Source organism: Microbacterium sp. AC215, assembly GCF_979258645.1.
On the sequence record NZ_OZ409869.1, the window covers coordinates 1,301,371 to 1,313,761 of the forward strand.

General features: G+C 69.4%; 10 protein-coding genes. 6 read left to right on the forward strand and 4 right to left on the reverse strand.

Going from position 1 to position 12,391, the window contains the following annotated elements; translation table 11 throughout:
- Positions 1–23 precede the first annotated feature (23 nt).
- Entirely contained in the window at positions 24–770 is a 747-nt protein-coding gene (locus tag ACZZZF_RS06550) for an SDR family NAD(P)-dependent oxidoreductase (protein WP_463497630.1), read from the reverse strand.
- A 243-nt stretch (positions 771–1,013) separates the two neighbouring features.
- Between ACZZZF_RS06550 and ACZZZF_RS06555 the strand changes: the two genes are divergently transcribed.
- The 3 genes from ACZZZF_RS06555 to ACZZZF_RS06565 are packed head-to-tail and all read left to right on the forward strand — an operon-like array spanning position 1,014 to position 4,988.
- On the forward strand, positions 1,014–2,471 hold the full coding sequence (locus ACZZZF_RS06555; protein WP_053095448.1) for an APC family permease: 1,458 nt from the start codon (positions 1,014–1,016) through the stop codon (positions 2,469–2,471).
- Positions 2,472–2,503: 32 nt separating this feature from the next.
- Positions 2,504–3,343: a molybdenum cofactor biosynthesis F family protein gene (locus ACZZZF_RS06560; RefSeq protein WP_463497632.1), complete on the forward strand. Its 840-nt coding sequence runs from the start codon at positions 2,504–2,506 to the stop codon at positions 3,341–3,343.
- A gap of 1 nt (position 3,344) precedes the next feature.
- Positions 3,345–4,988: an amidohydrolase gene (locus tag ACZZZF_RS06565; RefSeq protein WP_463497634.1), complete on the forward strand. Its 1,644-nt coding sequence runs from the start codon at positions 3,345–3,347 to the stop codon at positions 4,986–4,988.
- A 178-nt stretch (positions 4,989–5,166) separates the two neighbouring features.
- Here ACZZZF_RS06565 and ACZZZF_RS06570 read toward each other — a convergent pair whose 3' ends face one another.
- The 3 genes from ACZZZF_RS06570 to ACZZZF_RS06580 form a co-directional block, all read right to left on the reverse strand.
- Positions 5,167–6,630: a GMC family oxidoreductase gene (locus tag ACZZZF_RS06570; RefSeq protein WP_463497637.1), complete on the reverse strand. Its 1,464-nt coding sequence runs from the start codon at positions 6,628–6,630 to the stop codon at positions 5,167–5,169.
- Entirely contained in the window at positions 6,627–8,072 is a 1,446-nt protein-coding gene (locus tag ACZZZF_RS06575; protein ID WP_463497640.1) for an aldehyde dehydrogenase family protein, read from the reverse strand. The genes ACZZZF_RS06570 and ACZZZF_RS06575 overlap by 4 nt, the downstream gene beginning before the upstream one ends.
- A gap of 134 nt (positions 8,073–8,206) precedes the next feature.
- Positions 8,207–8,644, reverse strand: coding sequence for an Lrp/AsnC family transcriptional regulator (locus ACZZZF_RS06580; RefSeq protein WP_187250130.1), 438 nt, complete (start codon positions 8,642–8,644; stop codon positions 8,207–8,209).
- A 151-nt stretch (positions 8,645–8,795) separates the two neighbouring features.
- On the opposite strand from ACZZZF_RS06580, the gene pdhA reads away from it, so the two are divergent.
- The 3 genes from pdhA to ACZZZF_RS06595 are packed head-to-tail and all read left to right on the forward strand — an operon-like array spanning position 8,796 to position 12,318.
- Positions 8,796–9,896 carry a pyruvate dehydrogenase (acetyl-transferring) E1 component subunit alpha gene (pdhA, locus tag ACZZZF_RS06585; protein WP_463497643.1) on the forward strand — a complete coding sequence of 367 codons (1,101 nt, stop codon included), beginning with the start codon at positions 8,796–8,798 and terminating at the stop codon, positions 9,894–9,896.
- On the forward strand, positions 9,893–10,921 hold the full coding sequence (locus ACZZZF_RS06590; RefSeq protein WP_363522041.1) for an alpha-ketoacid dehydrogenase subunit beta: 1,029 nt from the start codon (positions 9,893–9,895) through the stop codon (positions 10,919–10,921). Before pdhA ends, ACZZZF_RS06590 begins: the two co-directional genes overlap by 4 nt.
- Complete coding sequence (locus ACZZZF_RS06595; protein WP_463497646.1) at positions 10,918–12,318, forward strand: dihydrolipoamide acetyltransferase family protein; 1,401 nt, start codon at positions 10,918–10,920, stop codon at positions 12,316–12,318. The genes ACZZZF_RS06590 and ACZZZF_RS06595 overlap by 4 nt, the downstream gene beginning before the upstream one ends.
- Positions 12,319–12,391: the final 73 nt, after the last annotated feature.

Consider the following 12,391-nt stretch of genomic DNA (forward strand, 5'->3'; position numbering starts at 1 on the left):
CGGGTCCGTCGTCCCCGTGACCATCAGGCCGGGAATCCTGATCGGGCCGAGTACCCGAAATCACTGAGGATGGTCGTGCCGTTGATCGCTCTGCTGCGCGGCGACACCAGATACAGCACGTGTGAAGCGACGTCCTCGGGCGACTGCACCTCGAAAGTCGGGGAGACGAACGCGTGCTCCCCGAGGTCTCCACGGCTCATCGGGGTGTCGACGATCGACGGCGCCACCGTGTTCACCCGGACATCAGTGCCGGCGAGATCCACCGACAACGATCGACCCAGCTGCACGAGCGCGGCCTTCGATGCGCAATAGGGCGCCATGCCGGGCGACGACACGAACGCCGAGTCGCTCGCGAGCAGCACGACGGATGCCGAAGGCGACGCCCGCAACGCGGGAAGGACCTGCGCGAGAACCAGGAACGCCCCCGTGACATTGACCGCGAACACGGCGTTCCAGTCGTGAAGCGAGATCTGCTCGATCGTCGATCCGACCGGACCCGAGATCCCCGCGCAGCACACGACCGCATCCACCCCGCCGAGCTCCTCGACGGACGTGGAGACCGCCAGCGCGACCTGTGTCTCGTCGGTGACATCGACCACCCGGACCACAGCGTCACCGCATCCGCGTGCCGTCTCTGCGAGCGCAACGGCATCCCGATCGAGGAGCGCCACGCGCACCCCCTCCGCGGCGAGCGCGCGGGCGGTCGCGCGGCCGATACCGCTCGCGGCGCCGGTGATCAGCGCGGTCGTGCCCGTCAGCTGCAGGTCCATGATCTCCTCGAGACATCGCCGCGGCGCCGGCGGCGCTCCGCGAGGACGGCGGTGTCATCACCGTCATCCTGCTCCGCCGGATCCGGGCCGGGAACACGACCAGGACGGCTGTGCGCGCTGGCACCATCGTCCTTCGCTCAGGGTCAACCGCCGCGCTCCCGGCACGAGCAGACTCGCTGTATCGACGACCCCCTCGTCGTCGATGCCGTGCCGACACGGCCGTCACCGAGCAAAGGAGCCGACGTGGCAGACCCGATATCTGCGTCCACGACGCAGCAGGACCACACCTCTCTTCGACCCGGCGCGCTGGGCGTCGCCGGGATCGTCTTCCTCGTGCTCGCCGCCGTCGCACCACTGACCGGCATCGTCGTGGTCGCCTCGCTGGCGATCGCCCTCGGAAACGGCGGCGGCACGCCGATGGCCTTCTTCATCGTGGCCGCGATCCTGCTGCTTTTCGCCGTGGGATACGCGCAGATGTCGAAGCAGCTGGTCAACGCCGGCGGCTTCTACGCCTTCGTCGTGAAGGGCCTCGGTCGCACGGGCGGTCTGGTCGCCGGCCTCATCGCCACGCTCGGCTACAACTTCTTCGTCGTCGGCACGATCGGCACCAGCGGCTTCTTCATGCAGAACATCATCCGCGACCTCACCGGCCTCGACGTGCACTGGCTCATCTGGGGTCTGCTGTCGATCGTCGTGTGCTTCGTGCTCGCACGGGTCGGGGTGGACTTCTCGTCGAAGATCCTCGGTGTGTGCCTCGTGCTCGAGGTGCTGATGCTCGTGGTGTTCGACGTGTCGGTGCTCGTGCAGACCGGATACGACGTGGCCGCGTTCAGCCCGGAAGCCGTGTTCTCGGGGTCGCTGCCGATCGGCCTCCTCCTGGCCGCGACGGGCTTCCTCGGCTTCGAGGCGACCGCCCTGTTCAGCGAAGAGGCGAAGCAGCCGCTGCGCACGATCCCGCGGGCGACGTACACCTCGATCATCGCGATCGGCGTGATCCTCGGCGTCACCACCTGGGCGGTGGTGAGCGCGACCGGCGTCGCGCAGGCGCAGGCAACCGCTCTCGAGCACCTGCCGACGGGCGACCTGATCTTCATGCTGTCGCAGCAGTACCTCGGGGGCCCGCTGACGACCGTGATGATGATCCTGCTGCTGGTCAGTCTGTTCGCGGCGATGCTCGCGTTCCACAACTCCGCGACGCGCTATCTCTACTCCCTCGGGCGCTCGCGGATCCTGCCGCACGCTCTGGCCCGCACGCGCCGCAACGGCGCCCCGCAGCTGGCCGGGATCGTGCAGGCATCGTTCGCGGCGATCGTGGCGATCATCTTCGCGATCGCCGGTGCCGACCCCATCCTCACGCTCGTGCCGGCGATGCTCGGCTTCGGCACCCTGAGCGTGCTGATCCTGCAGGGGCTCGCCGCGATCTCGATCGTCGTGTACTTCCGCCGTGCCGGCGATCCGCGATGGTGGAGCACGTTCATCGCTCCGGGGATCGGATTCCTCGGCATCGCCGCGATCTCGGTGCTGGCGATCGTGAACTTCAACATCGTCGCCGGATCCGAGGAGCTCGCCATCCGTCTCATGCCGCTGCTGCTCGTGGTGGCGCTGATCGGCGGCATCGTCTACGGCGCGTATCTCAAGCGCTCCCGGCCCGCCGTGTACGAGGGCCTCGCATCCGACCTCGAGCGTTTCAGCGACCGCTGACACTCCCGCAACCCACTCACCTGAGGAGAGACATGACGACCTTGAACCCCGCAGACACCTCCACCTGGCTCCCGCTCGAGGGCCTGGCTCCCGGCTTCGACGCGAACAAGGCTCCGCACACGACCGCGTTGAGCGGTCGGGAGATCACCGTCGTGGACGCCCGGGGAACCCGCATCTCGCATCGGTTCGCCGACACCACGGTCGCGTGGGACTACCAGCCCGGTGCCGACGACACGACAGCACCCGCCTCCGACACCGACGACTACGAGGCGTTCGAGGTCGACGACGACCTGTACTTCGTGCAGTTCCATCACGACTACCTGCCGAACGAAGCAGTGTCTCTGATCGTCGACCTGCGCCACGGCCGCGTCCTCGCCGTCATCTCGGTGATCCTGCCCGCGCCCGAGCAGGGACGCACTCGCGTGCAGCACGTCTTCGCGCCGAGCATCATCGACGGAGCGACCGTGACGGGCGCAGAGCCGGCGCCGACGACGACGCTCATCGGTCGCCGGGTCGAGTGGATCTACAGCGAGGAGCACGCCTACGAGCACGTGTACCTCTCGGAGCGCTGGTACTCATGGCAGTGCCTCGCCGGCCCCGAGCGCGGCCTCGCAGACACCGACGAGAACAGCGTGTGGGAGGTGCGCCCCGGGATCTACGTCTTCGCGTGGCGCGAGAAGGTCATCCCCTGCGCATCGGTCACGATCGCCGACCATCGGGACGTGAACGCGATCCGCTCGCACGGGGTTCTCTTCGGGCTCGACGAGTCGGGCGAGGTGCCCACGCACTTCACGTTCGGCGCTCACGGCCGACTGCTCTCGACGACCCATCACGCGAACGGCCTCGAGCCGGCGCTCTTCGGAACCCTCTGAGATGACGACGGCCGAGCTCATCGTGACGGGCTCGGTGATCCGCACGGCGGATCACCGAGCACCGATCGTCGAGGCATTCGCGGTGCGCGACGGGCGGATCCTCGACGTCGGCACGCGGGCCGAGATGGACGCGCACCGCGGCCCGGACACGAGGATGCTGGATGTCGGCGATGCCGCGGTCTACCCCGGCTTCGTCGACGTGCACAACCACCACGCTCTCGCCGGGCGCACCGAGCTGTTCGAGCTCTCGCTGCCGCCCTCGCTGGGCCTCGACGACATCCTCGACCTCGTGCGCGAGAAGGCCAGCGCGCTGCCGCCCGACGCGTGGATCGTGGGCGGCCCGGTGTCGACAACTCTGCTGCCCGGCCTCGCGAACAGCGCGATCAGGCAGCGTCTCGATGAGGCGGCCGGCGGTCGCCCCGTCGTCCTGGTCGAGGACTCGAGGCACAACAGGTGGGCGAGCACGCGGGCGCTGCAGCTCGCCGGGATCACCGCCGACAGCATCCCCTCCGGCGGAGTCACCGTGCTCGATCCCGATGACGGCACGCCGACCGGGGTGCTGTTCGAGTCAGCGGGAATCCCGGTGCAGGAGGCCTACGATCGCAGCGGTGGGCTGACGGGCGAGCAGCACGTGGCCGCGTCGCGCCGCGGCGTCGAGATCCTCAACTCCTACGGCATCACGACCTTCCAGGACGCCGGAGTGTCGACCGACATCCTCGCCGCCCTCGCGACCCTCGACCGGTCGCACGAGCTCACGGCCTGGGTCGTCTCGTCGCTGCTGATCAACGATGAGATCTTCGGGTTCGATCCGATCGGCGCCCCACTCATCGACCTCGGTGAGCAGTTCCGCACCCCGCACCACCGGCCCGACTTCGTGAAGATCTTCCTCGACGGAGTACCACCCGCGCGCACGGCGTCGTTCCTCGAGCCGTATATCGCGGATGCCGTGCACGGTGCGCACTTCCACGGCGAGACGACGATGGACTTCGACGAGCTGCACACCTGGCTGCGGTCGGTGGCCGAACGCGGACTCGGTGCCAAGGTGCACTGCACGGGAGACGGATCGGCGCGTCTCGTGCTCGATGTCGCCGAGCGCATCCGGTCCGACGGCTTCACCACCCCGATCCAGATCGCGCACGGCCAGTTCCTCGCCGACGACGACATCCCGCGCTTGCGAGCGCTCGACGTCTCGGCCGACATCTCGCCGTTCATCTGGTTCCCGGGCGTGATCCCGCAGGCGTTGGCCGAGGTCCTCGGCGACCGCGCCGAGCATTCGCAGCCCAACCGTGCCCTGCTCGACGCCGGCGCGCTCGTCGCCGGCGGCTCGGACTGGCCGGTGAGCGAATCGCCGAACACGCTCGAGGGGCTGCAGGGTCTCGTCACGCGCGCCGATCCTCTCGGCCGAGCGCCCGGCGTCCTCTGGCCCGAGCAGGCGATCACGGCGGAGGAGGCCCTGCAGGTCTTCACGATCAATGCCGCGACCGCGATGGGCCTCGGCGCGGAGACCGGATCGATCACGCCAGGCAAATCCGCGGACTTCGTCGTGCTCGCGCGGGATGCGATCGCCGGCCCGGCCGACGAGATCGTGCACACTCCCGTGCGGTGGACGTGGTTCGCCGGTCGCGAGGTGTACTCCGCGGGCTGATCAGGTCGCATGCCGTGCGCGTCATTTCCCTGCGGGGTCGATGACGCACCGCTCAGCAGCGATTCGGATGCGTTGGTGACCCCGCATGCGGGACGACACGCAGGACCTCGCACGCCGGATGAGACGCTGATGCCCCCTTCCACCTACTCGGCAGGAGGGGGCATCGCGAGCGTCGACGTCAGCGTCCGAGCAGGAACCTCGCCCCCAGCTCGCCGATCATCGCCGCGGGGGCGTTGGTGTTGCCCGTCGGAACGGTGGGGATCACCGACGCGTCGATCACGCTCAGCCCCTCGAGACCGCGCACCCGCAGCAGCGGGTCGACCACCGCCTCGGCATCCGATCCCATCCGGCAGGTGCCGACCTGATGGTGGTAGGTGATGGCCGTGCGGCGCACCCAGTCGTCGATCCCGTCGTCCGACACGTCGGGGCCGGGGTACACCTCGGTCGCTCCCCATTCCTCGGCGAGCGCCGGCTGCGCGCCGATCCGGCGGCACTGACGAACCGATGCCGCGAGCGCTGCCACGTCCCTGTCGTCTTCGAGCGCGGCGAGGTCGATCAGAGGCGGGTCCGCGAGATCCGGACCGGACAGGGTGAGCCCACCGCGGCTGTACGGCGTCACGAGACCGGCCATGAGGGTGAATCCGTCATCCCCTCGAGGTTCGAGCTCGCCCCACATCGGCACCGAGAAGTGGATGGGCTGAGTGTCGGGCTCGGCGAGGTCGTCGCGGCTGCGCCAGAACAGGTGCGACTGCGTGACCGAGACGCCCGGCTGCGGCGGTCCGACCGGCCTCTCGGTCGTGAAGATGACCGGTGAGAGCAGATGGTCGTGCAGGTTCTTGCCGACGCCCGGTGCATCCAGCACGACGGGGATGCCGAGCGCGGCGAGCTCGTCGGCGGGGCCGATGCCCGAGCGCAGGAGGATCACGGGTGATCCGATCGCACCGGCCGACAGCACGACCTCGTCGGCGAAGACCTCCTCGGAGTCGGCGCCCGAGCCGAGTCGGACTCCGACGGCGCGGCCCTCCTCGACGATCACCGAATGCACCTCGCGCTCGGTGAGGATCGTGAGCCTGTCGACGACCGGCTGCGCGTAGGCCATCCACGTGTTCACCCGCCGGCCGTCGCGGATCGTCGCCTGCTGCTGCGAGACGCCGTCGAGGGTGCCGCCGTTGTAGTCCGGGTTGCGGGGCAGCCCCTCTTCGACGGCTGCGTCGATGATCGAGGCCTGGATCGGCGAGAGCTCGTAGTCGTCGGTGATGGGCAGCACATCGTGCTCGAGCGCGGCGAAGACGGGTTCGACCGTGTTCCAGCCCCACCCCGTCGCGCCCGCGCGTTCCCAGGCGTCGTAGTCGGAGGCGGCGCCGCGCACCCAGATCATGGCGTTGAGCGCATGCGAGCCTCCGGTGACCTTCCCGCGCGGCAGGTGCAGTCGGCGTCCGCCGGCGTGCTTCTGCGGAACGGTGAAGAAGTCCCAGTCGTCGGCGGAGTGCCACAGCTCCCCCGCCCTCGACGGGTCGTGGATCGCCGGATTCGAGTCGTATCCTCCGGCTTCGATCAGCGTCACCTCGACGCCGGCGTCCACCAGGCGTCGCGCGACGATCGCGCCCGAGGTCCCGGCCCCGACGACGATCGCGGTCCTCATGCCTGCGCCTTGCGGCCCGGCCCCGACACGACCTGCGTCACGGCGACGGACTTGAGCCCCTCGACACCGAACTCCAGGCCGTAGCCCGAGCTCTTCACGCCGCCGAACGGCACCATCGGGTGCAGCCCGCCGTGCGAGTTGATCCACACCGTGCCGGACTCCATGCGCGTCGCGGCCTCGCGGGCGGCGTCCGGATCGCTCGACCACACCGATGCGCCGAGACCGACGTCGACCGAGTTGGCGAACGCGAACGCCTCGTCGACGTCGCTGTACCGGATCACCGGCAGCGCCGGGCCGAACTGCTCCTCCTGCACGAGGGCCGCGTCGTTGTCGATGTCGGCGACGATCGTGGGGCGATAGAAGAGCTCGCCGAGCTCAGGAGCCGCCTCGCCGCCCGTGACGACACGGGCGCCGCGTCCCTTCGCCTCGTCGACCAGGCGCGACACGATGTCGAACTGGGCGCGATTCTGCAGCGGACCCAGCACGTTGTCCTCGTCGAGCCCGTTGCCCATCGGGACGGATGCCGCGATCTCGGCGAGCGCGGTGACGACCTCGTCGTAGACGGAGTCGTGCACGTAGAGGCGCTTCATCGCGGCGCAGGTCTGACCGGTGTTGATGAAGGCGCCCCAGAAGAGGTCCTGCGCGATCGCCGACACATCGGTGCCCGGCAGCACGATGCCGGCGTCGTTCCCACCGAGCTCGAGGGTGAGGCGGGCGAGGTTGCCGGCCGAGCTCTCGATGATGCGTCGCCCGGTGGCGGTGGATCCGGTGAACATGATCTTGTCGATGTCGGGGTGCGAGGCGAGGCGCGCACCCACCTCGCGATCGCCGGAGACACCGATCAGAACGTCGGCGGGCAGCACGTCGTTCATCACCGCCAGCATCGCGAGGACGCTCAGGGGCGTGTACTCGCTCGGCTTCGCGACGACGGTGTTACCCATCCGCAGCGACGGACCGATCTGCCAGATCGTGATCATGAGCGGCCAGTTCCACGGACCGATCGCGCCGACCACTCCGGCGGCCTTGTAGACGAGCTCGGCGTGCAGGGTCTCGTCGTCGACGAGCACCTGCGACTCGAGCGGGACCGACGCATTGGTGCGCAGCCAGGCCGAGCACGCACCCAGTTCGAAGCGCGCGTTGGGGCCGTTCAACGGCTTCCCCTGCTCGCGCGAGAGCAGGTGCGCGAGCGCCTCGGCGTTCGCGTCGATCGCATCGGCCGCAGCGATCAGCAGCTCGCTGCGCTTCGCGTGGCCGAGGGACTCCCAGCCGGGCTGAGCGGCTCGCGCTCGCGCGATCGCATCGTCGAGGTCGCTGACCGAGTGCTCGGGCGCACGACCCATGACCTCGCGTGTGGCGGCATCCGGGATGTCTCGCCCCGCGCCCTCCGGCGCCTGGATGCGGTCGAGCAGCGCGGCGGCTGCGGATGCGGCGGATTCGGACATCGGGACTCTCCTTCGAGCGGGACGCATGCCAAGGATCTGGCGGGTCGTCTCATTGTCGAACGCGATGCGACAGCCCACTTGTCGCGGAGCGCGCCGCAGATGTCCGAGTGCGAAGGGATGACCTCCCCACCCGCTCAGATCAGGGTGAAGTCCTCGAAGATGAGGGTCGTGCGTGTGGAGCGGATCGAGGGGATCGCCTGGATGTCCTCCAAGACGATGCGGCGGAGGTCGCGCGCGTCGCTCGCCCGCACGAGCAGGATGACGTCGAAGTCACCGCCGACGAGCGCCATGTGCTCGATCTCGGGAATCATCCGCAGCCTGGCGCTGACCTCCTGCCAGGTGGCCTGCTCGATGGCGAGTGTCACGTAGGCGCTCGCATGGTGGCCGAGCAGCACGGGGTCGGTGCGCACCGAGTAGCCGGTGATGATGCCCGCATCGGTCAGCCGCTTGATCCGTGCGTGAGCGCCCGCTCTCGAGATGTGCACGGCCTCGGCGATGGCGGTCATCGACGCCCGGGCGTCGATGCGCAGCTGCTCGAGAATCGCGTGATCGGTGTCGTCCAGCGTGATCATGGAACCCCTTCGTCCTCTGCCTGAATTCTGACATTTCGTCACGGAGGTGAGCAAGTAGATCGCATTCGTCCACGATGCGCCGAATGTTCTTGGACGTCTGTCGCGAGGAGAGCATGCTGGCGTCATCGAGTTCGGCAAGGAGGGCGAACGGATGGAACACGCACACCTGCTCCCGCGCGACACGGCGGTGCAGCTCATCGACGCAGAGGGGCGTGTCTTCGACGACCCGCACTTCCCGCTGCCGGATACGGACACCCTGCTCGCCGCCTATCGCGGTCTCGTCGAGGGGCGCCGCATCAACGATCAGGCCAGCGCTCTCGTCCGGCAGGGCCGCCTCGCCGTCTACCCGTCGTCGCACGGTCAGGAGGCCTGCCAGATCGGAGCGGCCCTCGCCCTCGACGCCGGCGACTGGCTCTTCCCCACGTATCGGGACTCGGTCGCGGTGATCGCCCGGGGTGTCGCACCGGCCGAGGCGATGGTGCTGCTGAAGGGCGACTGGCATTCGGGTTACGACGTGCGAGCGCACCACGTCGCGCCTCAGGCCACTCCGCTCGCCACACAGCTGCTGCACGCGGTCGGCTTCGCGTATGCCGCGAAGAAGCGCGGAGAGCAGACGGCCGTCCTGGCACTGTGCGGCGACGGTGCGACCAGTGAGGGCGACTTCCACGAGGCGCTGAACTTCGCCGCCGTCTTCCGTGTGCCGGTCGTCTTCCTCGTGCAGAACAACGAGTTCGCGATCTCGGTGCCGCTCAGCCGCCAGACCGCCGCGCCGTCGCTGGCCCACAAGGCGATCGGATACGGGATGCCGGGGCAGCGCGTCGACGGCAACGACGTCGCCGCCGTGCTGGCCGTTCTCGGCGAGGCCATCACCCATGCCCGCTCGGGCGACGGGCCGACGCTCATCGAGGCGCACACCTATCGGATGCAGGCGCACACGAACGCCGACGACGACACGCGCTATCGCGAGCGCGCCGAGGTCCAGGCATGGGTCGAGCGCGACCCGCTGACGCGACTGCGAGCACACCTGACGAGCGCCGGCGTCCTCACGGCCGACCGTGAAGCCGAGTACGCGGCGGAGGCCGAGAAGACCGCCGCGGCGATGCGAGAGGCGCTCAACGTCGATGCCGAGATCGATCCCGAGGATCTGTTCCGCTTCGTCACAGAGACCCGCTCTCCGCAGCGCGAGGAGCAGTGGCAGATGCTGAGGGACGAGATCGCACGCAACCACGCAGCAGCCGGAGGTGCACGATGACCATCGCCCACGACGACATCCGGGTCGACACCGGCGCACTGTCCGTGTCGACCATGAGCATGGCCGCCGCGCTGAACCTCGCCCTCGCGGATGCGATCGAGAGCGATCCCGAGGTCGTCGTCTTCGGCGAGGACGTCGGAGCGCTCGGCGGCGTGTTCCGCATCACCGACGGACTCACGGCGCGGTTCGGCGAGGACCGCTGCTTCGACACCCCGCTCGCCGAATCCGGCATCGTCGGTACAGCCGTCGGCATGGCCATGAACGGCATGCGCCCCGTCGTCGAGCTGCAGTTCGACGCCTTCGCACTGCCGGCGTTCGAGCAGATCGTCAGTCACGTCGCGAAGCTCGGCAACCGGACGCGCGGTGCGGTGCGGATGCCGCTCGTGATCCGCATCCCCTTCGGCGGCGGCATCGGCGGGGTCGAGCACCACTGCGACTCCTCCGAGGCGTACTACGCGCACACCCCGGGCCTCACCGTCGTGAGCCCGTCGACTCCCCAGGACGCCTATTCGCTGCTCCGGGCGGCGATCGCCTCGCCCGACCCGGTGATCTTCCTCGAGCCGAAGAAGCTGTACTGGACGAAGGGAGAGGTCGACACCTCGGCGACGGCGGACATCGGCTCCGCCCGCATCGCCCGCGAGGGCACCGACGTCACCCTGCTCGCCTACGGCGCCTCGGTGCCGCTCGCGCTCGAGGCCGCCGATGTGGCGGCATCCGAGGGGCGCAGCGTGCAGGTCGTCGACATCCGTTCGCTGTCCCCGTTCGACGACGCCACGGTCACAGCCGCCGTGCGCGCGACCGGACGAGCGGTCGTGATCGCCGAGGCTCCCGGATTCGCCAGCGTGGCCTCCGAGATCCAGGCGCGCGTCTTCGAGCGCTGCTTCGAGTACCTCGAGGCTCCGGTGCGCCGCGTCACCGGATTCGACACCCCCTACGCCCCGCCCAAGCTCGAGCACTGGTACCTGCCCGACGTCGACCGCGTGCTGGACGCCATCGACTCGCTGCACTGGGAGGACGAGTCATGACGGCGCTGACCACCCACGTCTTCCGGCTGCCGGACCTCGGCGAGGGACTCACCGAGGCCGGACTCGTGCAGTGGCTCGTCTGCGTCGGCGACACGATCGTCACCGACCAGGCGATCGCCGAGGTCGAGACGGCGAAGAGCGTGGTCGAGCTGCCCTCGCCCTTCGCCGGCGTCGTCACCGCCCTGCACGGAGAACCGGGCGAGACCATCGACGTCGGAGCGCCGGTGCTCGAGGTCGCCGACGGCGCTTCTTCTTCTGCGGATTCTTCCTCGGCGGACGCTCCGGACACCCATGCGGGAGGCGATCTCCGTGCGGATGCCGGCGATCCGGAGCAGGAGGCGTACCGCGAAGAGGAGCGCGCAGGGTCCGGCAACGTCCTGATCGGCTATGGGACCTCGGAGCGCGGCGCGACCGGCCGACGGCGCCCGAAGGCGACGGCGGCATCCGAGATGCCACGCGAGAAGCCGGACGCGAATGCTTCGGAACGGCGGCCCGTGGCCGTCCGCTCTCCCCTGGTGCGACGACTCGCCCGCGACCTCGGACTCGACGTCCACGCCATCACCCCGACCGGCCATGACGGCGCCGTCACGCGCGCCGACGTGCTGGCGGCCGCTGTCGACGACGCCGTCGACGGGGCAGCGGCGCAGCATCGCCGCGATGATCACCAGCCGCAGTCCGCGAACGCCGAACGTCTCGACGGCCTCGCCGTCGTCTCCCGTGAGCGGATGTCCCCGCTGCGCAAGGCGGTCAGCGGACGACTGACCCGCAGCCGCTCCGAGATCCCCGAGGCCACGGTCTGGGTCGACGTGGATGCCACCGAGCTCTGGAATCTGCGCTCCGAGATGGTTCCGGCCGGCGGCAGGGCCCCGTCGATCACTGCCCTCGTGGCACGCTTCGTCGTGCTCGCGCTCGCGGAGCATCCGGTGCTCGCCTCCCGCCTGAGCGACGACGGGTCGGAGATCATCTCCTTCGACGGCCTCAACCTCGGCGTCGCCGCCGACACCGAGCGCGGCCTCCTGGTGCCCGTCATCCCGCGGGCGCACGAGCTCACCGTCGAACAGCTCGATGTCGCGCTGCGCGAGCTGTCGGCGACGGCGCGTTCGGGGGCGATGCCTCCGGAGCGGCTGCGGGGGTCGACGTTCACCCTCAACAACTACGGCGGGCTCGGGGTCGACGGCTCGGCCGCGATCATCAACCACCCCGACGTCGCGATCCTCGGCATCGGTCGCATCATCGAGCGCCCGTGGGTGATCGACGGTCAGATCGTCGCCCGCCGCGTCGCTCAACTGTCACTGGTGTTCGATCACCGCGTGTGCGACGGCGGGTATGCGGCGAGCTTCCTCCGCCGCGTCACGGAGCTCATCGAGCATCCGCTGCGCGCGTTCGGCAACGTGTGAGGACGTCTGAGTCGCGCGGTCGCAGATGTGGGGCTTGGGTCGCCCGGCCACCGTGCGCTACTCTCGTCAATTA